At 61.9% G+C, this 19004-nt stretch carries 20 protein-coding genes and 1 tRNA gene; 8 read left to right on the forward strand and 13 right to left on the reverse strand.

The genetic code is table 11. The annotated features are described in order from the left end of the window. Window positions 1–48: 48 nt before the first annotated feature. Together rpsU and KY459_12235 are read right to left on the reverse strand one after the other, a co-directional pair. Window positions 49–258 carry a 30S ribosomal protein S21 gene (gene rpsU / locus KY459_12230; protein ID MBW3565485.1) on the reverse strand — a complete coding sequence of 70 codons (210 nt, stop codon included), beginning with the start codon at window positions 256–258 and terminating at the stop codon, window positions 49–51. Window positions 259–702: 444 nt separating this feature from the next. Further along, window positions 703–2379, reverse strand: a complete 1677-nt coding sequence (locus KY459_12235) for an AarF/ABC1/UbiB kinase family protein (GenBank protein ID MBW3565486.1) — start codon at window positions 2377–2379, stop codon at window positions 703–705. A 221-nt stretch (window positions 2380–2600) separates the two neighbouring features. On the opposite strand from KY459_12235, the gene KY459_12240 reads away from it, so the two are divergent. After that, a tRNA-Ala gene (locus KY459_12240) sits at window positions 2601–2676 on the forward strand. Window positions 2677–3605: 929 nt separating this feature from the next. Continuing rightward, window positions 3606–3824: a hypothetical protein gene (locus KY459_12245; GenBank protein ID MBW3565487.1), complete on the forward strand. Its 219-nt coding sequence runs from the start codon at window positions 3606–3608 to the stop codon at window positions 3822–3824. On the opposite strand, the gene KY459_12250 is transcribed toward KY459_12245, so the two are convergent. Genes KY459_12250 through lipA form a run of 6 tightly spaced genes read right to left on the reverse strand, consistent with a single transcriptional unit; the run spans window position 3811 to window position 9048 of the window. Continuing rightward, window positions 3811–6372: an EAL domain-containing protein gene (locus KY459_12250; protein ID MBW3565488.1), complete on the reverse strand. Its 2562-nt coding sequence runs from the start codon at window positions 6370–6372 to the stop codon at window positions 3811–3813. The genes KY459_12245 and KY459_12250 overlap by 14 nt on opposite strands. Before the next feature lie 10 nt (window positions 6373–6382). Further along, window positions 6383–7066, reverse strand: a complete 684-nt coding sequence (locus KY459_12255) for a hypothetical protein (protein ID MBW3565489.1) — start codon at window positions 7064–7066, stop codon at window positions 6383–6385. Between the two features lie 7 nt (window positions 7067–7073). After that, complete coding sequence (locus KY459_12260) at window positions 7074–7361, reverse strand: hypothetical protein (protein MBW3565490.1); 288 nt, start codon at window positions 7359–7361, stop codon at window positions 7074–7076. Continuing rightward, complete coding sequence (locus KY459_12265) at window positions 7358–7864, reverse strand: hypothetical protein (protein ID MBW3565491.1); 507 nt, start codon at window positions 7862–7864, stop codon at window positions 7358–7360. The genes KY459_12260 and KY459_12265 overlap by 4 nt, the downstream gene beginning before the upstream one ends. 13 nt (window positions 7865–7877) lie before the next feature. Continuing rightward, window positions 7878–8159 (reverse strand): (2Fe-2S)-binding protein, encoded by a 282-nt coding sequence (locus KY459_12270; protein ID MBW3565492.1) that lies wholly within the window; start codon window positions 8157–8159, stop codon window positions 7878–7880. A 1-nt stretch (window position 8160) separates the two neighbouring features. Beyond that, window positions 8161–9048, reverse strand: coding sequence for a lipoyl synthase (gene lipA, locus KY459_12275; GenBank protein MBW3565493.1), 888 nt, complete (start codon window positions 9046–9048; stop codon window positions 8161–8163). A 609-nt stretch (window positions 9049–9657) separates the two neighbouring features. On the opposite strand from lipA, the gene KY459_12280 reads away from it, so the two are divergent. Next, on the forward strand, window positions 9658–10326 hold the full coding sequence (locus KY459_12280) for a hypothetical protein (GenBank protein ID MBW3565494.1): 669 nt from the start codon (window positions 9658–9660) through the stop codon (window positions 10324–10326). A 266-nt stretch (window positions 10327–10592) separates the two neighbouring features. Here the strand turns inward: KY459_12280 and KY459_12285 are convergent, their stop codons facing one another. From KY459_12285 to KY459_12305, 5 genes are all read right to left on the reverse strand, one after another. After that, on the reverse strand, window positions 10593–10739 hold the full coding sequence (locus tag KY459_12285) for a hypothetical protein (GenBank protein MBW3565495.1): 147 nt from the start codon (window positions 10737–10739) through the stop codon (window positions 10593–10595). A 270-nt stretch (window positions 10740–11009) separates the two neighbouring features. Next, entirely contained in the window at window positions 11010–11711 is a 702-nt protein-coding gene (gene purQ, locus KY459_12290) for a phosphoribosylformylglycinamidine synthase subunit PurQ (protein MBW3565496.1), read from the reverse strand. Between the two features lie 13 nt (window positions 11712–11724). Continuing rightward, window positions 11725–12888, reverse strand: coding sequence for a hypothetical protein (locus KY459_12295; GenBank protein ID MBW3565497.1), 1164 nt, complete (start codon window positions 12886–12888; stop codon window positions 11725–11727). After that, the gene (gene purS / locus KY459_12300; protein MBW3565498.1) at window positions 12803–13048 is read right to left on the reverse strand and encodes a phosphoribosylformylglycinamidine synthase subunit PurS; all 246 of its coding nucleotides are present in this window, start codon (window positions 13046–13048) and stop codon (window positions 12803–12805) included. The genes KY459_12295 and purS overlap by 86 nt, the downstream gene beginning before the upstream one ends. Before the next feature lie 7 nt (window positions 13049–13055). Beyond that, the gene (locus KY459_12305) at window positions 13056–13883 is read right to left on the reverse strand and encodes an MBL fold metallo-hydrolase (GenBank protein ID MBW3565499.1); all 828 of its coding nucleotides are present in this window, start codon (window positions 13881–13883) and stop codon (window positions 13056–13058) included. A 115-nt stretch (window positions 13884–13998) separates the two neighbouring features. Between KY459_12305 and murA the strand changes: the two genes are divergently transcribed. From murA to glmM, 5 genes are read left to right on the forward strand one after another with little or no spacing between them, the layout of a single operon-like run. Then, window positions 13999–15285 (forward strand): UDP-N-acetylglucosamine 1-carboxyvinyltransferase, encoded by a 1287-nt coding sequence (gene murA / locus KY459_12310; GenBank protein MBW3565500.1) that lies wholly within the window; start codon window positions 13999–14001, stop codon window positions 15283–15285. Between the two features lie 23 nt (window positions 15286–15308). Next, the gene (gene folP / locus KY459_12315; GenBank protein MBW3565501.1) at window positions 15309–16157 is read left to right on the forward strand and encodes a dihydropteroate synthase; all 849 of its coding nucleotides are present in this window, start codon (window positions 15309–15311) and stop codon (window positions 16155–16157) included. Next, window positions 16154–16942, forward strand: a complete 789-nt coding sequence (cdaA, locus tag KY459_12320; GenBank protein MBW3565502.1) for a diadenylate cyclase CdaA — start codon at window positions 16154–16156, stop codon at window positions 16940–16942. Before folP ends, cdaA begins: the two co-directional genes overlap by 4 nt. Continuing rightward, a complete protein-coding gene (locus tag KY459_12325) occupies window positions 16942–17655 on the forward strand; it encodes a hypothetical protein (protein MBW3565503.1) in 714 nt (237 codons plus the stop codon). The genes cdaA and KY459_12325 overlap by 1 nt, the downstream gene beginning before the upstream one ends. Next, the gene (gene glmM / locus KY459_12330; GenBank protein ID MBW3565504.1) at window positions 17652–19004 is read left to right on the forward strand and encodes a phosphoglucosamine mutase; all 1353 of its coding nucleotides are present in this window, start codon (window positions 17652–17654) and stop codon (window positions 19002–19004) included. Before KY459_12325 ends, glmM begins: the two co-directional genes overlap by 4 nt.

The raw sequence follows: 19004 nt of genomic DNA on the forward strand, positions 1-19004 counted from the left end.
AGGCTCGCGATTGCGAGCCTCGTCGGTACTCAGTTTTCATTTTCGGGATCAATAGCCCGAAGAGCGGCGCTCCTCGGCGAGCTTGCGAAGCACTTTCTTGCGGGCGGCCATGGCCTTGCGCTTGCGTTTCTCGCTCGGCTTTTCGTAATGCTGGCGCTTCTTGACTTCGGAGAGGAGACCGGATTTCTCGCACTTTCGCTTGAAGCGGCGCAGTGCGTTCTCGAAACTTTCGTCTTCTTTGACGGTGACTACTGGCATGTCTGGTTCACCCCCTCTCCGGCTTTTTCGAGCCCGATCGCTGAGGATCCGGCCCTTCGTTTTGACGGAACGGGACGAGGCGCGCCTCTATTTCAAGAGACAGGGGTCAGGAGACAGGAGCCAGGATCCAGGAGTCAGGAGGCAGGGTTGAAGAGCGAAGCGCTCGTCATTCTGAGCCCGGCGGAGCACGGGCGAAGAATCTGGGCGGGGGATCGTGAACCACCGTTGACGCTCACTCGTCACTTTCTTTCACGAGCCGCCCCCAGATCCTTCGCCGTCCTTCGGCGGCTCAGGATGACAAGCCGTCAGGATTTAGGGAGTCGGTATCGAAGGACGCCCGTCCGCCTCTCCTTAAATCCTTAAATCCTCATATCCTCATATCCTGGCTCCTGCTTCCTGGATCCTGATTCCTGAATCCTGGCTCCTGGCTACCTGGATCCTGCTTCACTCCCACTTCCGGTCGGCCTTCTTCCGGTCGGCCCGGTCGGAGGCGAAGGTCGTGATCATCAGCCAGGAGGCGGCGACGACGGCGATCGAGAAGCCGATCACAGAGAGGCCGTTGTAACCGGCGATCACGAAGCCACCCCCGATCCGCATGGCGAGAGCGGAGGCGACGAGAAGCGCCGCGATCACGAGACCGACGGTGATCCGGTTCGCGATCTTGTGAACACCCTTGAGAAGGTCCTCGATCTGCGAGAGCCGGACATTGACGCCCATCTGGCCCGTGGCGATCCTGTCGAGGATGTCCCTCGACCTTTGCGGGAGCTCGGTGAGAAGGCGATCGGCATCGAGCAGCGCCGTGTAGAAGTTTCGTGGCCTGATCCTCTGGCGAAGCTTCAGCACAGTCAGCTCCTGGGCGTAATCGTGGATGGCGGTGCGGGGGTTGTAGTCGGGGTCGAGCGATCGTGTGACCGTATCGAGATGGAGCAGAGTTTTCGCGAGCATCGAAAGCTCGCTCGGGAGCTTGACCTTGTTGGATGTCGCGACGCGGATCACGCGGAAAAGCATCTGACCGGTGTTGAACCGTCGAGGATCGATTCCCTGACACTCGGTGACGATCGAGGAGACGTCCCGGACGAGATCGTTTCGGTTGAAACCCTCCTGGGGCTCTCCCATTCGAAGGCACGTTTCGGCGACCTCGTCACCCCGGTTGTTGCCCAGCGCCAGAAGCAGCCGCATGACGTAGTCCTGAAAGACGCTGCTGATCTGGCTCACCATGCCAAAGTCGAGGAGGACGACCTTCCCCTCCGAGAGGAAGACGTTGCCCGGATGCGGATCGCTGTGCCAGAAGCCGTCGATGCAGATCTGCTTCATCCAGGCCCTGGTCACGACGTCCGCGAGCGCGGTGTAATCGTGCTCGGTCATGGCGAGCTTCGACATCGAGGAGATCTTCCGGCCTTCGACCATTTCCATGACGAGGACGCGGCGGGTCGTCAGGTCGTCGATCACGGTCGGTATGTAAATCTCCTCGAAGTCGGCCAGGTTGGCCCGCAGGGCGTGAGCATTGGTCGCTTCCTGACGGTAGTCCAACTCGTGGCTGAGAACCCGTCTGAACTCCTCGACGGCCGCCTCGATGTTCATGAGACGCCCCAGTTCCGAGTGGCGCTCCAGTTCCTCGGCGAGATCGTGAAGCGCCTCGAGATCCTCCCTGATCCCGTCTTCGATGTCGGGCCGCTGAACCTTGACGACGACTTCGCGCCCGTCGCGCAATACGGCGCTGTGAACCTGACCGAGCGATGCCGCGGCGATCGGGACGTTGTCGAAGGTGGGAAAGAGCTTCGACAGCCGCACCCCGAGCTCCTCTTCGATGATCTTTTCGACCTCGGCGAATGAAAATGGCTCGAGGTCGTCCTGGAACTCCTCGAGCGCGGCAATGTACTCCGGAGGAACCACGTCGCGCCGGGTGGAGAGGATCTGGCCGAACTTGATGTACGCCGGGCCCATCTCCTTGAGCTGCTTCGCGAAGGACTCGGCCCGGGCCTTTACATCGGGCTCCAGCCGTTCCTCGTCATCGTCGGGCACGATCGTGGTCTGGTCGACTTCGATGGTGAAGTCCTTCCGCCCGTATCGTGTGAAGAGGGACAAAAGACGGGTGTAGCGCCCCGCATGCTTCAGTTTCATGAAGTGCGCGATTCTGCAAGAAAGAAGCCCCTGTTTCAGGCGGCGTTTCACGCCCGGGAGAAGGTTGGAAGTTGGAGGTTGGAGGTTGGAGGTTGGAAGTCGGAAGTCGGAGGTTGGAGCAGCTCGAGCCGCAAACGAGCTTGTGCTCACATCCCGGGAGAGGGTCGGGCCTCCGGCCGGAATTTCCCCCGGGGGAGAATCATTCTGGGTCCACGCAGCGTGGGGCTGTAGCTCAGCTGGGAGAGCGCCTGAATCGCACTCAGGAGGTCGTCGGTTCGATCCCGATCAGCTCCACCAACCTCCCTTCGAAAGACGGTTGGAAGTTGGAGGTTTGAGGTTGGAGGTCAGCGTTAGTGCCTCCTCGTGAGCCTCCGTGGCAAGTTGATGCACGGTAACTCACGATCCCTCGCCCAGATTCTTCGCCCGCGCTCCGCCGGGCTCAGAATGACGAGTGTTGTGTCTGCGCGAAGCGACGATCATGGACGAATGTTTGCTCTCGCGTACCCCACTCCCTCGCCATCTAAGCAAATGATCGACGCTACGCGCCGGTGAAGCGGAAATGAACGTGAAAGTCGGCGCTTCGCTGGGCCTGAATGTACGCATCCTGGAGGTCCCTCGCTTGCCCGCCCGCAGGTACGCCGAATCGAAACAATTCGCAAGCTCGCCGCCCCTCGGGACGACGGGGCGGGTTGAGGGTTTTTTCGAGGTTTCAATCCGGCGTGTGGTCGGTCGTAACCTGCGGCATTCGAAGCCAGACGCCGCGACGATGCAGTCACGTCACAGATCTCCCCGCCCCGTCGTCCCGAGCGGGCGGTCGGGTGGGCAAGCGAGGGACCTTGCAGGGTGGGACATCAGGCCAAGCGAAGCGCTGCAAGTGGGTCGAAGTCCAACAAATTTCGTGGTCGTTTCATTAGGAGCCGCAGGCTCGTGATCAGACGTTTTGCGCCCGAAGGACCTCGAATCACGATTCACCGGGGTTCATCGAAACGATCCGGGGACGAAATCCGTATCAAGAGAGACAAGTTGGAGGCTCGGGGTGGAGGAAAGTGAATTGAATCCTCCAACCTCAAACCTCCAACCTCAAACCCCGAGAAATCGGTTTGGTAAATATTTTGCTCCATGAGAACCCGACCTGGCGTTTGACGGCCCCGGCGGGAACGCGTATTCTGCAGTCACTGTTATTGGGACTGCTTGTCCCTGGGGGCGGAGCGGAGGAAGAAGGAAAAATGAAAGTCAATTATTACCCCGATTCAAAGGGTGCCAAGGGGCGGGGAATCGTCGCATTTCTCGAGGCACACAAAGTACGGCATCAGCTCGTCGAGCCGACGCCGGCTCTTCGCAGGAGAATCTGTGGCGGGGTTGACCTGCCGGCGATCGAGGTGGATGGACGCTTTTTCGTCAACCCGAACAGAGACGCCCTTCGAAAGATCCTCAGAAAGGGTTGAGACCCGATTCTGCGAGTGACGTCATCATGGCCGGAATCGATCTGGCCGGTGCCGGTTTCGACATCAGGTAACCCTGGAGCAGATCACACCCCGCAAGGACGAGGGCCTCGCGCTGCTGCTCGGTCTCGACCCCCTCGGCAACGATCCCGAGCCCGAGCCGGTGTCCCATCGCGATGATAGCCTGAACGATCTCGTTGGCGTCCGCGTTGGTCACCATGTCCTGGATGAAGCTCTGGTCGATCTTGAGCCGGTCGATCGGCAATTTCTGCAGATAGGCCAGCGACGAGTAGCCGGTCCCGAAATCGTCGACTGAAATCTTGACGCCGAGATTGCGCACTGCCGTCAGGGTTGCGATCGACGCGGCCGGATCCTGCATGGCGGTGCTCTCGGTGATCTCGATCTCGAGTCGGGACGGATCGATGCCGGTCTCGGCGATGAGCTCCTCGATCGACTCGGCAAAATCGGAGCGCTGGAGCTGGGACATCGAGACGTTCACCGAGATGCAGAGCTCGGAGAGCGGACCCTCCGACCATTCCACGAGTTGCAGCGCCGCCTTTCGAATGACCCACTGTCCGATCGGAAACATCAGACCGAGATCCTCCGCCACCGTGAGAAACGTCATTGGCGGAATGAGTCCGAGGTCTGGATGATCCCATCGAAGCAGGGCCTCGAAGCCGCGGACTTTGCCCGATGAGGCCTCGTGGATCGTCTGATAGTGGAGAGTCAGCTCTCCCTGCGACACGGCGCGGCGGAGTCCGGTCTCCATCGCGAGTCGCTCCAGGGTCCGGGCGCTGACGCTCGCGTTGAAAGCCTGGATGTTGTTCCGTCCGTTCTCCTTCGCCTGGTACATGGCGGTGTCGGCGTTCTTGAGCAGAAGGTCGGCGTGAGCGCCATCGTCGGGATAGACGGCGACTCCGATGCTCGTGGTCACCGATATCTCGCGGTTCGCAACACTGAATGGATGGCGGATCGCCTCGAGAATTTTCCTCGCGATCCGGATCGCATGCGATGAGGACCCGATCTCGGTGAGAAGAATCGTGAACTCGTCACCACTCAGCCGCGCCACGGTGTCGGTCTCCCGCACGGAAGCGACGAGCCTGCGCGCCACGGCCTGGAGCAGCGCATCGCCGATGTTGTGGCCGAGCGAGTCGTTGATGACCTTGAAGCGATCGAGATCGAGAAAGAGAACCGCGAGATGCGAAGGGGAGCGCTGGGCCTGCGAGAGCGCGACATTGAGCCGGTCTCGGAAGAGGAGACGGTTCGGAAGCTCGGTCAGCGGGTCGTGGTAGGCGAGGTGGCGGATCTGTTCTTCGGCCTGTGCGCGCTCGGTGATGTCGCGGACGATGACGACCATCGAGCCGGTATCCAGCTTCGTGATCGAGACCTCCTGCGTCAGGACGACCCCGCCGACGTTGACGGCGGGCACCTCGCCGCTCCACTGGCTGCTTTCCTCCAGTCTCGGAACGATTTCCCGGGCGAACCGTCGACCCTCGTCACCGGAATAGAGGTCCATCCAGCGCCGTCCCTGAATCTGCTGAGGCGTCTGACCGTACATTCTCGCCAGCGCTGGGTTGGCATACTCGACCCGCCCCAGGACGTCGATGATCGCGATTCCGTCCATCGATGACTCGATCGCGGCCGACTGCATCTCCAGCAGCTCCTCCGCGCGCCGCTTTTCGGTCACGTCGCTGATGATCGAGTAGAGCAGCGTTCGACCCCCGGTCTCGAAGGGTCCCGAGAACACCTCGACGTCCCGAATCTCGCCCGACGCCAGACGGTGTCTGAATGAAAAGAAGCTCCGCTGTCGTTGCGAAGCGCGCTCGAGCTCCTGCCGGATCTCGTCCCGGGTGAGCGTATTGATCTCGTGAATCGTCATTTTTCGCATCGATTCGAGGTCGTAGCCATAAAAATCGAGCGCCGATTCGTTCGCATCCACAATCGCGCCATCCCTCGGATCGAGCACGAGCTGGACTGCCTTGTTGTTCTGGAACATCTGCCGGTAACGGAGCTCGCTGCGGCGCAGAGCTTCCTCGGAGCGTTTCTGCTCGATCGCGATGGCGAGGTGACGCGAAACGAAAACGAGAATGTCCCGGTCCCGCTCGGTGTAGCGAACCTCCTCGTCGTAGCTCTGCAGCCCGATGACACCGATCGTCTCTCCCTCGATCTGAAGTGGGGCTCCGAGCCAGTCGATGCTCGCAGCGCCGACGTCCTCGATCTCATCCTCCTCGACCAGCTGGCGAAAGACTTCCGGTGTGGCGAGGATCGCCTTGCCCGTCCTGAGCACGTAGGCGGTCAGTCCATGGCCGCGCCGGATGACTGGAGGATTCGGGTCGCGCTCGTCCACGAAATAGGGGAAGCGGATCATCCCGTCCGGCTCGCAGAGTGCGATGTAGAGGTTCGCCGCCGGCATCAGCTCCCCCACGATTCCGTGAATCCGCGGGAAAAGCTCGTCGAGCGAGGGTGCCGAACGGGTGACTTCCGAGATCTTGAGCAGACTCGGGAGAAGCGACTCGTCGGAGCGAGTCCGGACCGGCAGGCTCTTGCTCATTACGATGATTTTACCGCGGTTCGTCCTCGGACTCGTGCCCGTCACTCTTTCCGATTGCTCGCATCCGTCGCCAGTTCTCCATCAGGAAAAGACCGGCAATGATCATCAGGAGGAACTGGCTCAGAAGAAGACCGGCGACGAACAGAGCCGCCGAGATCACGATGGAAGTCCATGTCGAGATCCGGAATGCATTGATCGGCGTCGTCACGTAATGGAGTCCGGCGTGAACCGCCTGACCGCCATCCATCGGGTGTGCGGGAATCAGATTGAGGATTCCCCAGTAGACGTTTGCCGCGATCAGATAAGGGAAGAGCACGGCGAGCATCGGATCGGAGGCGAGCGCCGGCGTGAACATCCAGATGAGATAACAGAGACCGGCGAGGACGAAGCCGGCGAGCGGTCCCGCGAGCGAGATGACCAGCTGCTGCCACGGTTTGCGGGGTTGATCATTGTAAGTCGCTCCCCCGAATCCCCCGAGGGTCACGAGACTCGAACCGAGTCCGAGCATCCCGATCGTCGCCGCGTGCCCGAGCTCGTGGACCAGCACCGAGACGAACAGGATCGGAATCCAGAGGAGCGCTTCATGAAGCGGAGCGCCCCCTTCCAGATACATCAGCACGAAGAAGGCCACGAGTATGAGGAAACTGATTTCGAGGCGGATTCGGGTACCGCGGATCGAGCCGAGATCGATCATCGGCGCGTCAGCCGCACCATACGGCGAGAGCCGCGGCCGGGTGGTCGAGTGAATAGCCGTCCCCGTCGGAGACGATTCTGGCCCCGTCGAGCTCCTTCGCGGCCATGTCGTCGAGGGCAACGGTCAGACCATCGATCTCGATCGTGACGTCCCCCTCCACGGGAGCGTCGGCGGATGCGAGCCGGTAACCACTTCCGCCGCAACCGGTCGTGAACGCGATCCGGAGAATGCGCGAATCCAGCTCTTCCCTGAGCTGATCGACCGTCTCGCGATCGGCCTGGATCGAAGGCGTCACGCGCCTCCCTTCACCAGAACGTTCAGCGCGTCCTCGCGCCGGAACCAGTCGGGGTAATGATGGAGCATCTCCCTTTCGCGTTCCAGAAGAGTTGCATGCGAGCGTTTCGTGTGCGCGAGATAACGGTAGAGAACCGGAATCGGGGAGCGGTCGTTGCCGGCGTGCTCGCGAAGCCGGCTCTCGATCGTTCGCTCCCGGCTGATCAGCCACTCGAGCTGTTCCGGGTCGGAGAGCTCTTCCTTCAGGATCTCCTCGAACCGGAGATCCGATCCGAGAGTCACCTTCATCCGTTCGACGTTCTCCTCGAGGTAGTGGATCTCCAGAATGTCGCGAATCGCCCGTTCGTCCTCGGCGAATGATTTGAACAGCCTCGCAAGAATCGGATTGTTGATGTGCTCGGCGAGCTTCTGGAAGGTCTTGTATGCCTCGATCGTGTACTGGAAGTAGAGAGGGAAGAACCGGGCGGTGTCGGCCGGGGGTGCTTCGGTGGCTGTTGCGCTCATTTCGGAAATCCTTTCAATCGATCTCGACTGCGGAAACGACGACGTCGCCTCTCGCGTAGCTCTGACACGCGAGACGGTACGGCCTGCTCATCTCACGACTCTCCTCGACCGGCGACATCGGCGTCAGATTCTCCCATCCTTCGGCGACGTTGAGAAGGCAGGTGCCACATGCCCCGTCGCCACCGCAGATGTGTGTGATCCTGACGCCCGCCCCCAGAGCGGAATCGAGCAACGTTCCGCTCGCACGACATGAAATCGACGTCGTGCCGTCGACGAAGGTGACCGTCGCTGCCATTCTAACCCGCTGATCCCGATTCGACGGCGCGGTGCGCCATGTAGGAGCTGCGAACGAGCGGTCCGGATTCGACGTGATGGAATCCGAGTGCCCGGGCGGCCTCGCCGAGCCGATCGAACTCGTCGGGAGTGTAATAGCGGCGGACGGGATGATTCCTTTCGGAGGGAGCGAGGTACTGGCCCATCGTGAAGATGTCGACTCCCGCTTCGCGGCAGTGCCGCGCAACCTCGAGGATTTCATCCTCGTTCTCTCCCAGGCCGAGCATGATCGACGACTTGGTGAGCATCGGTTCGGATGCCCGGTCCTTCGCCGCGCGAAGGAGATTGAGCGATCGCTGGTACTTCGCGACGGGACGGACCTGACGGTAGAGCCGCGGAACCGTCTCCAGATTGTGGGCGAGGATCGCCGGGCGCGCGGCGATCACGACGTCGAGGGCATCGAGATTCCCTTCCAGGTCCGAGATCAGGACCTCGATCGTCGCACCGGTGCGGCTGCGGACAGCCGAGATCGTGCGCGCGAAATGAGCAGCTCCTCCGTCGGGAAGATCGTCGCGGTTGACCATCGTGATCACGCAGTGCTTCACGCCCATCGCCTCGCACGCCTGTGCCACCCGTTCCGGCTCGTCGTCCTCGACCGCGCGCGGGGTTCCTCGCCCGACCGCGCAGAACGTACAGCGCCGCGTGCAGATGTCGCCCAGAATCATGAAGGTAGCCGTTCCGGCAGACCAGCACTCGTGAATGTTGGGGCAGCGCGCCTCCTGGCAGACGGTGTTGAGGGAGAGATCGTTGATGAGTCCCGCCACGGGAAGCTCGGCCAGGTTGCCGGGAATCCTGATCCGGAGCCAAGGTGGCCGGGTACCGGCCCGTTTGTTCAGAGGTGTCGAGCTCATCGCGTCCGGAAACCGGTAACCGGGGAGCCGGGGGGAGTGTTCCGGGGAGGAAGGTTGGAGGTTGGAGGTTGCCAGTTGCCCGTTGCCGGTTGCCAGTTGCCGGTGCCAGTTGCCGGTTGCGGGTTGCCGGTTGCCGGTTGCCGGTTGCCAGTTGCCAGTTGCCGGTTGCCGGTTGCGGGTTGCCGGTTGCCAGTTGCCAGTTGCCAGTTGCCGGTTGCCGGTTGCCGGTTGCGGGTTGCCGGTTGTCGGCGTGCAACTAGGTTGATGGTTGCCACTCTTGTCCAGGTTGATTGTTACCACCCTCAGATGGCGGCAGGAGCAGTGGGAACGTGGAAAAGGACTGCGGGTGCTCGTCTCTCCGGTCAGCCCGCGCGAGCGGGCAACAGATCTTAGCCCCCGGCTTCAGCCGGGGGACAGAATCTTTCCCAAATTTAGTGTCGAGCCCGCTTCAGCGGGCGACAGAGTGGTAACCATCAACCTATACATATCTGGCCCGGCGGAGCGCGGGCGAAGAATACGGGCGCGGGATCGTGAATCACCGCTCCACGCACTCCGCAATGCGATTCCGGAAACCGGCACCGGCAACCGGTTCGACGTAGAATTCCGCGCATGCTTCGGAAGATCGCACGGAGAGCACGCAATGAGCTGAGACGGCTCTGGAATCGCCCGAAACTGGAAGGGGATCGGATCCACGTCGGCTGTGGGACTGCCGTATTCGAAGGGTGGGTGAACCTCGATCTCCGCCCTCTTCCGGGCGTGATTCCGCACGATGTGCGGGACGGGATTCCGCTCGATCAGCTCGAATTCATCTATGCCGAGCACTTTCTCGAGCACCTCACATGGAACGAAGGGGCTCGATTTCTCAGCGATTGCCGCCGGGCGCTCCGCGACGATGGCGTCCTACGGATCTCGACACCGAACCTCGACTGGGTCTGGGCGATGCAGTATCACCCCTACGAGTGGGAGTCGGCTGATGAACAGATTCGCGATTGCTTCTGGATGAACAAGTCGTTTCGCGGCTGGGGCCATCAGTTCATCTACAATCGTGCGACGCTCGAAGCAGCACTGCGGAAGGCCGGGTTCGCCGAGATCACCCACCATCGCTACGGGGAATCGAATCACGAGCAGTTGCGCGGACGGGAATCCCACGAAACCTACAGGGACACCCCGGAGATCCCGCACGTGATCGTCATGGAGGCGACAGGCCGCGCACAACCGGGGCGAGAAGAGCAGCTCGAGCAGAGCGAAGCGGATTTTCTGGAGGCTGTCGAGGCCTGAAGGATCGGTTGCCGGTTGCCGGTGGTTGGTGCTCAGGGTACGACCCAGGTAAATTTTGACCAGATATGTCTAGGTTGATGGTCACCACCCAGGTGGCGGCAGGATCTGACGGAAATCGAAAACGACGCGAGGATGAGCTCCTTTCCGGCAGCCCGCGCCAGCGGGCGTCAGATCTTAGCCCCCGGCTTCAGCCGGGGGACAGGCTGCGTCCTTAATGGACTGTCGAGCCCGCTTCAGCGGGCGACAGAATGGCCCGAGTCGCGCCTTCAGAAGATCCAGTTCGTGAACCGGTCTACGAATGGGTAGAGGAGAAAGAGCAACGCTCCCATCGCGAGCCCCACGCAGTCCAGGCTGGAAATGATCGTGTCGTCAGCTGAAAGACGCGCAAGTCCCCTCCGACGGTTTCGCTTCACGGGAAATTGCAAAGGAAATTCGGTTCTGTCGCCCGCTGAAGCGGGCTCGACACTAAATTTGGGAAAGCTCCTGTCCCCCGGCTGAAGCCGGGGGCTAAGATCTGTCGCCCGCTGGCGCGGGCTGACCGGAGAGATGAGCCAGTGCCCGCACCCGCTTACCGCGTTCCGACTCGCAGCGCGCGGAGCGCGCCGCGAACGACCAGGCAGGAGCCTGGCGGTCCAAGCTCGAATCGAACACTCCAATCTCCAACCTCCAACCTCAAACCTTCCTCAAACGACGGCCGGGGAGAAGCTCGCGATGATCGATTCGAAGACGCGGAAGCCGTCTGCGCTTCCGAGAATCTTCTCCGAGCGCCGTTCCGGATGCGGCATCAGTCCGAGAACGTTGCGGCCCTCGTTGCAGATCCCCGCAATGTTTCGAGCCGAGCCGTTGGGATTGGCGCTCGCCGTGATCCGCGCTTCCTCGTCGCAGTAGCGGAAGATCACCCGGTCGTTCGCTTCGAGCATGTCGAGCGTCGCTTCGTCGGCGTAGTAGTTTCCCTCGCCGTGAGCCACGACGAGATTCAGAATCGTCCCAGGGGAGATCTGGCTGGTGAACGGCGTGTCGTCGGATTCCGTTCTGACTCTGACGTCTCTGCAGACGAACCGCAGATGCTCGTTTCTCATCAGGGTTCCGGGAAGCAGGCCGGTCTCGGTGAGGATCTGAAATCCATTGCAGATTCCGATCACCAGCCCTCCGCCCGCGGCGTGGCGGTTGACCGCATTCATGACGGGAGCGAGCTTGGCGAGAGCTCCGGCCCGGAGATAGTCGCCGTATGAGAAGCCGCCCGGGATGACGACACAGTCGACGTCGGAGACGTCATCGCGGCGATGCCAGAGCATCTCGACCTCGTGCCCCGCGACCGCGGATGCAACGTGCTCGGCGTCGTGATCACAGTTCGATCCCGGAAGAACGACGATGCCGAACTTCATACGGTGGCCTCCTTCAGCGTGATCCGGGCGCGCGATAGAGAGCGAGCTCGCCCTCGGGATTCGTCGCGAAGACGCCATTGCGTTGTACGTCCCAGACCACCGCCCATGCCTTCACATTGTAAAGGGAGAGCGGCTCGACGTGGCGAACCGAACCGGTGAACGAGCCCGATTCGCCGCAACGATGCTCGGCGAAGACGACCTCACGATCGGTCCTCCCCGGTGCGAGAACCTGAGGTCCCGAAGGATCCGCGAGGCAGATCTTCTGGCTGCTCGTCAGTTGACCGAAAGCGAGCGACACACGCGGCATCTCGCCCGTCGTGTCGAGCGAGCTGGCAGACGGTTCGGCCAGCGGAACCTGCGCGAGCCAGTCGTCTGCTGTGACCACGAGCGATGCGTCGCCGGCGGCGAAGAGAGCCGCCGTGATCTTCCGGTCGGTCTGCAGAGGGACTCGGCGAATCTCGCGAAGCGGGCTGGTCGACCAGAGCGCCGCCACCGTCGCCTCTCCGGACGGAAACTGTTCGGCTCCGATGACGGCGAACATCGCCCCGTCGGCGGAAACGGCGATGGCCATCGGCTCCGGCTCGGCGATCGCGCGGACTGCGACGCCTCCTTCGCCGTCGAAGACGTGAACGTCCCGCCCGAGGATGTAGATGAAGCGGCCGGCGGGATCGGGAATCGCGTCCCGGATCATTTCTCCTTCGAGCGTGATCTCCCGTTCGATCGCCAGTCTCGGAATCGAAACGATCGTCACGCTCTCGTCGGATCCGTTGGCGATGATCAACCGGGATCGGGGCTCGTCGATCCGTACCGAGACGAGATCCTTCGTCGCGGCGATGTCGGGGTCGTCGAGGACGAGCTCGCTCAGAATCTCGCCACGGTCCGGATCGATTCTGACGACCGACTGCCGCGCCGCCAGACCCGCGTAGAGCGTTCCGTCGGAGGCGAGCGCGAGACCTCGCGGGCTCCCGGGAAGCGCCCACCGTTTGACGACGCTCTTCGAGCGGCTTCGAAGAAGCTCCAGCGGGGTGGATGCGAAAGCCGGGAAGGATACAGCGAGAAAAATCGAGCAGCTCAGAGCGGCGAGAAGGCGCTCAATCCTCGATCTCCCATTTGTAGTCTTCGACGACCGTGTTCGCGAGCAGACGGCTGCACATCGCTTCGACGGCCTTCTCGGCATCTTCCCTTTTCGTTCCATCTTCGAGTGTGATTCGAAACACCTTGCCTGCGCGGACATCTTCCACCGAATCGAAACCGAGGGTTTCCAGCGAGTGCTGGATGGCCTTCCCCTGGGGGTCGAGAACGGATGGCTTGAGCTCTACGGTGACGGTGGCTTTCATGGCAGTTTCAGAAGAGCGACAGCTGGGTCGGGCGGATCGGTCGCGGTGGCGGCGCGACGCCGCCGATCTCGAAGAGCTCGGTCGCACCGGCCTGATTCGAGATCGCCAGCCGGGGGTTGATGCCGATGTCGAGGAGCGCGCTGCTCACGAGCGACTCCACGAGCTCCGGCGTATTGTTCTGTTTCGACAGATGAATCATCACGAGCGTGTCGAGGTATTCGCTCGCGAGCGAATATGCGGCACTGACGGCGTCATCATTCGAGAGATGCCCCACCGAGGAGAGAATTCTCCTCTTGAGGAACCACGGGTAGGTGCCTCTCCGCAAAGTATCGACGTCATGGTTGGCTTCGAAAAAGACCGCGTGACAGTTGGCGAGGTGGAGCTTGATCGCGGGGCTGAACCATCCGAGATCCGTGGCCAGCCCGACCCGGATGCCGGCGCGTGACTCGATGACGAACGAGGAAGGATCGAACGCATCGTGAGGAGTCTTTCGCGCGTGGACCATCAGCTCGCCGATCCGGAACGAGGAATCGTTCTGGTACTCGACGATCTCTACGCCTTCATCGTCCCGCAGAAACCAGCCGGCCTTCGTTCCACGGGTGACGTAGACGGGAATCCCGAATTTCCTGGAGATTTTCTCGGCTCCCCGGATATGATCGCTGTGTTCGTGAGTGAGGACGATCGCGTCGATCTGGTCGAGGGAGCGGCCGATCATTCCGAGGCGCTTCGCCATCTGCCGGGGCCCGAATCCCGCGTCGACGAGAATGCTGGTACCGTCGCACTCGAAAAAGTGCGAGTTTCCTTCACTGCCTGAACCGAGGGATGCGGTCTTCATTGGATCGAGGGATCGGTGGTCAGAAACCAGCCCGCTCTTCAAGATAACGCATCCGCCCGAAAACCGGTAGTGCGTTTGCACGAGGCGAGCACCGGAAAAGAAAGCGGGAGGAATGATGGAGAGATTTGTGGTGGAGGGTGGGCGCAGGCTGTCGGGCTCGATTCGTCCGGGAGGTAACAAGAACGCGGCGCTGCCGATTCTGGCCGCGTGTCTGCTGACCGAGGAGCCTGTGACGCTGCGGAACCTTCCGGACATCCGTGATGTTCGCATCATGCTCGAGATCATCGAGGGGCTCGGGGCGAGTGTCGAGCGTCTCGATCGGAACGTCGTCCGGATCCACGCGAAGGGGGAGTGCGACTCGGTGCCGGACCTTCAGCTTTCGAAGAAGGTGAGGGGCTCGATTCTGTTCGCTGGTCCTCTTCTGGCGAGATGCGGACGGGCGGTGATCAGCAAACCGGGAGGTGACGCGATCGGGCGGCGGCGTGTCGACACGCATCTGATTGCGCTCGAGGCGCTCGGTGCCCAGATTGTCGTCGACGAGACCTCGTACATGATGAGCTGCAGGGGCCTGACGGGGTCGAAGATGTTTCTGGACGAGGCCTCGGTCACCGCCACGGAAAATGCGGTCTCGGCGGCGGTTCTCGCGAAGGGCGAAACAGTCATCTACAACGCGGCCTCGGAGCCCCACGTCCAGGACCTGTGCAAATTTCTCAACGGTATGGGGGCGAAGATCGAAGGGATCGCAACGAACCAGCTCATCATCCATGGGGTCGACAGGCTCAGTGGCGGAGAGTTCACGATTCCGAGCGATCACATCGAGGTCGGCTCCTACATCGGTCTCGCCGCGGTGACTCGAAGCGAGCTGCTCATCGAGCAGGCGGTTCCGCACCACATGTACGCGGTGCGGATGATGCTCGAGAAGCTCGGGGTGAAGATTCTGGTGGAGGGAGACGATATCCGGGTGCCGCGGAATCAGGAGCTCCGGGTCCGCTACGATCTCGGCTCTGCGGTGCCGAAGATCGACGACGGCACCTGGCCTCAGTTTCCGGCGGACCTTCTTTCGATCATGCTGGTCATTGCAACGCAGTCGGATGGCACCGTGATGATTTTCGAGAAGATGTTCGAGTCCCGGCTGTTCTTCGTCGACAGTCTGATCGGAATGGGAGCGAGAATCATCCTGTGCGATCCGCATCGGGCGATCGTCGTCGGTGCTTCGACGCTCCACGGTTCGGACATCACGAGCCCGGACATCCGTGCCGGTATGGCGCTTCTTCTGGCTGCGCTTTGCGCGAAGGGAACCAGCGTGATTCACAACGTTCATCAGATCGACCGCGGCTACGAAAGGATCGACGAGAGGCTCGTGGCACTCGGTGCATCGATCCGGCGCGAGGAGGATCGTTGAGCACTGCCCCGACCGGGATGCAACTGGTTCAGGCCATCGATCTCGCCCGGGGAAGAACGATTACGTTCGGGAGAATTCCACTCGTGATGGGGATCGTGAACGTGACTCCCGACTCGTTCTCGGACGGAGGAGTTCACTATCGGTCGGATGTCGCCATCGATGCGGCGATCCGGATGGCCGAAGAGGGGGCGGCAATCGTCGATGTCGGAGGCGAATCCACCAGACCGGGGGCGCTCCCCGCGAGCCTCGAGGAAGAGCTCGAGCGAGTAATGCCGGTGATCGAGGGGATTCGCCAGCGGTCGGAGATCGCGATCTCGATCGATACCATGAAAGCGGAAGTGGCGCGCAGGGCGCTCGATTCGGGCGCCGACATCGTGAACGACGTCACGGCGATGAGGCACGACGCTGAAATGGCGGGGGTCGTCGCTTCGTCGGGCGCTCCGGTGATTCTGATGCACATGCGCGGAGAGCCGCGCACCATGCAGAGCAACATTCACTACGACGACCTCATGGGAGAGATCGCGGCGGAGCTGGCCGAGCGTGTCGAGGCAGCCGGGGCTGCCGGAATCGATCGGTCCCGGATCCTGGTCGATCCGGGAATCGGATTCGGGAAGACGTTCGAGCACAACGCGGAGATCCTTCGGGATTTCTCCACTCTCGAGGCTCTGGGCCCGGTGGTGATCGGCGCTTCCCGCAAGGCTTTCATCGGTCATGTGACGGGTCGCGCAGCCGGTCCGGATCGGGTCGCCGGCTCGCTCGCGGCAGTCGCGGCGGCGGCCGCGGGCGGGGCCGCCATCGTCCGCGTTCACGACGTCGGTTCGACGATTGATTTTCTGAGGGTGTACGATGCCATCCGCGGCGGGGGTGAATGAGCGAGTTTTTTCAGAAAATCGCCTCGATCGAATTCGGGTGGCGGGACTTCATCGACATACTGGTCGTGGCGATCATTCTGTACAACATCCTCGTTCTCATCAGGGGAACCAGGGCGATGCAGATGCTCCTCGGGCTCCTCGTCCTGTTCGCGACGAACTTCGTCGCGGAGCTGATGAACTTCGCTGCGCTCGACCAGCTCTCCGGCGCACTTCTGCTCTACATTCCGTTCGCCATCATCGTTCTGTTTCAGCACGAGATCCGGAGGGCGCTGGCATCGTTCGGCCGGACGCCGCTCGTGTCGCTGCTCCAGGAAAATCGAACGCGGGGGGAGGACTATTCGCCGATCGTCCGGACCGCAGAACGACTGGCGAGCGAAAAGACCGGCGCGCTGATCGTGCTCGAACGGACGCAGAGTCTCAAGCTCTACACCGACAGCGGCAAGCGGCTCGATGCGATCGTCTCCTCGGAGTTGCTGATCAGTCTGTTTCAGCACACGACTCCGCTTCACGATGGCGCCGTGGTGATTCAGGGGAGTCGCGTCATCGCAGCGGGGGTCTTTCTGCCGCTGAGCAGCTCGACGAAAATCTCCAAGCAGTACGGTACCAGGCATCGTGCGGCTCTCGGCCTCAGCGAAGAGACGGATGCATTCATCGTGGTGGTTTCGGAGGAGAACGGCTCGATGGGAGTCGCTCTCGACGGCGTCCTTTACGAGAATCTGAGTCCCGAGACACTGGCTGAAATGACGAAGATACACGTGATCAACGACAGGTTGGGGAGGCGCTGATGATCACGGCACTGTCGAACAACCTCGTCCTGAAGCTGATCGCGTTGGGTCTTTCGCTCGGGTTGTGGCTGATCGTCACGGCGCAGCGACGCGAGCAGTTGTCGGAGCAGGCCTTCCGACTTCCTCTGATCTTCACCGGCATACCGGAGAGCCTGATCGTCACCTCGAGCACCGAGGAGCTCCCCGAGGCGGTCAATGTGCGGTTGCGAGGCCCGGAATCGAGACTCGAAGCATTCTTCGCGCGCAATCGAGCGGTCCAGCTCAATCTGAGCGACGCGCAGCCGGGGGAGGTCGACAAGCCGGTGAGAGCGAGTGACATCGAAGTGCCGCGCGGCGTCAGAATCATCTCGATCGATCCTCCCCGCGTACACCTCCACCTCGAGCGGAGACAGGAGCGGCAGGTCGCGGTCCGCCCCTTCCTCGCCGGCGATCTCCCTGCCGGCTTTCTTCTCGGCGACACCACCGTCAATCCCGACAGGGTCAGGATCTCCGGACCCGAAAGCGTCGTCGCAGACGTCACCGAAACGGCGACCGAGCGGATCATTCTCACCGGACGGAGGACCTCGTTCTCGCAACGGGTCGGCCTCGTGGTCGATCACCCGCAGGTCCAGATCGTGGAGCCCGCCAACGTCGTGGTCACGGTCGTCGTCGTCCCGGTCGAGCCGCCGCTGGATTTGCCGCCCGTCGAGCTGGAGCGGGAAGCCGCGGAATGAGTCGAAAGCTCTTCGGAACCGATGGGATCAGGGCGAAGGCCTCCGAGTACCCGCTCGACGATCCGACGATCTTCGCGCTCGGCCGGGCTCTCGTGAGGGAGCTCCGTGAATCGGAGCAATCGCTGACGGTTCTTCTCGGAAGGGATACGCGCGAATCGGGTCCGAAAATCGCGCAGGCGCTCGCTTCCGGGATTCACGCAGAGGGGGGGAGAGCCGAGGACGGTGGCGTGATGCCGACCCCTGCGGTCGCCTGGATCGCGAACGAGCTCGACTTCGGCGCGGGCATTTCGATCTCGGCGTCCCACAATCCGTGGGAGGACAACGGGATCAAGATTTTCGGTCACAACGGAATGAAGTTCCCCGACGAGTTCGAGGCTGCTCTCGAAACCGACCTGACCGAGTTGCGCAGCGACGCTGTTCCTCCAGCCGTTTATGACGTCGCGGACGCCAGCAACCTGGTGGAGATGTACGAAGATTTTCTCGTTCGCTGCGTCGGCGAGCGGTCACTCGAGGGTCTTCGAATCGGTCTCGATCCGGGGCATGGCGCAGCCTTCCGAATCGCTCCCGACGTCTTCGAGCGGGCTGGCGCCGAGGTCGTTCTGATCCACGCGGAGCCGAACGGAAAGAACATCAATCTCGATTCGGGAGCTCTTCATCCGGAGGAGCTCGGCGAGTTGGTCGCCCGAGAGGGTCTCGATCTCGGAGCTGCATTCGATGGGGATGCGGATCGCGCGATCTTCGTCGACGACTCCGGGCGAATTCGGGACGGAGACGAAGTACTTTACCTCTGGGGCCGTTGGCTCGCCGACCGCAAACGGCTGGACAAATCGACGATCGTCTCAACCGTGATGTCGAATCTCGGTTTCGAGCGGAAGCTCGATTCGCACGGGATCCGGCTCGTTCGCGCGCAGGTCGGCGACAAGTATGTGCTCGAAAAGATGATCGAGCTCGGCGCCGTTCTCGGAGGCGAGCAGTCGGGACACGTGATCGACCTGGCCCATCACACGACCGGAGACGGAATCATGACCGCTCTGTTTCTCAGCAGAATCATCGCTTCGACGGGTGAGAAATTCTCCCGGATCGAGACGTTCGAGCCGGTCCCGCAGATTCTGATCAATCGCAATGTCCTGGCGAAGCCACCTCTCGAAGAGCTCGAAGAATTTTCGCGGGAGCTCGAGGTCGTCGAACGGTCGCTTGCCGGCCGTGGGCGGGTGCTCGTCCGATACTCGGGAACCGAGGCGAAAGTGCGCGTGATGCTGGAAGGTGACGACCGCGAAGAGATCGAGGGGATTGCCGCCAGGCTGGCCGACCTCATCGAGGCCGACATCGAGCGCAGACAGACGCGCTGA

The sequence above is a fragment of the Acidobacteriota bacterium genome (genome assembly GCA_019347945.1).
Taxonomy (GTDB): domain Bacteria; phylum Acidobacteriota; class Thermoanaerobaculia; order Gp7-AA8; family JAHWKK01; genus JAHWKK01.

Coding starts and splice junctions, on each gene's coding strand:
- rpsU (MBW3565485.1), bottom strand. CDS start 258: ATGCCAGTAGTCACCGTCAAAGAAGACGAAAGTTTCGAGAACGCACTG.
- KY459_12235 (MBW3565486.1), bottom strand. CDS start 2,379: ATGAAACTGAAGCATGCGGGGCGCTACACCCGTCTTTTGTCCCTCTTC.
- KY459_12245 (MBW3565487.1), top strand. CDS start 3,606: ATGAAAGTCAATTATTACCCCGATTCAAAGGGTGCCAAGGGGCGGGGA.
- KY459_12250 (MBW3565488.1), bottom strand. CDS start 6,372: ATGAGCAAGAGCCTGCCGGTCCGGACTCGCTCCGACGAGTCGCTTCTC.
- KY459_12255 (MBW3565489.1), bottom strand. CDS start 7,066: ATGATCGATCTCGGCTCGATCCGCGGTACCCGAATCCGCCTCGAAATC.
- KY459_12265 (MBW3565491.1), bottom strand. CDS start 7,864: ATGAGCGCAACAGCCACCGAAGCACCCCCGGCCGACACCGCCCGGTTC.
- KY459_12270 (MBW3565492.1), bottom strand. CDS start 8,159: ATGGCAGCGACGGTCACCTTCGTCGACGGCACGACGTCGATTTCATGT.
- lipA (MBW3565493.1), bottom strand. CDS start 9,048: ATGAGCTCGACACCTCTGAACAAACGGGCCGGTACCCGGCCACCTTGG.
- KY459_12280 (MBW3565494.1), top strand. CDS start 9,658: ATGCTTCGGAAGATCGCACGGAGAGCACGCAATGAGCTGAGACGGCTC.
- purQ (MBW3565496.1), bottom strand. CDS start 11,711: ATGAAGTTCGGCATCGTCGTTCTTCCGGGATCGAACTGTGATCACGAC.
- KY459_12295 (MBW3565497.1), bottom strand. CDS start 12,888: ATGCCGAGAAGGCCGTCGAAGCGATGTGCAGCCGTCTGCTCGCGAACA.
- purS (MBW3565498.1), bottom strand. CDS start 13,048: ATGAAAGCCACCGTCACCGTAGAGCTCAAGCCATCCGTTCTCGACCCC.
- KY459_12305 (MBW3565499.1), bottom strand. CDS start 13,883: ATGAAGACCGCATCCCTCGGTTCAGGCAGTGAAGGAAACTCGCACTTT.
- murA (MBW3565500.1), top strand. CDS start 13,999: ATGGAGAGATTTGTGGTGGAGGGTGGGCGCAGGCTGTCGGGCTCGATT.
- cdaA (MBW3565502.1), top strand. CDS start 16,154: ATGAGCGAGTTTTTTCAGAAAATCGCCTCGATCGAATTCGGGTGGCGG.
- KY459_12325 (MBW3565503.1), top strand. CDS start 16,942: ATGATCACGGCACTGTCGAACAACCTCGTCCTGAAGCTGATCGCGTTG.
- glmM (MBW3565504.1), top strand. CDS start 17,652: ATGAGTCGAAAGCTCTTCGGAACCGATGGGATCAGGGCGAAGGCCTCC.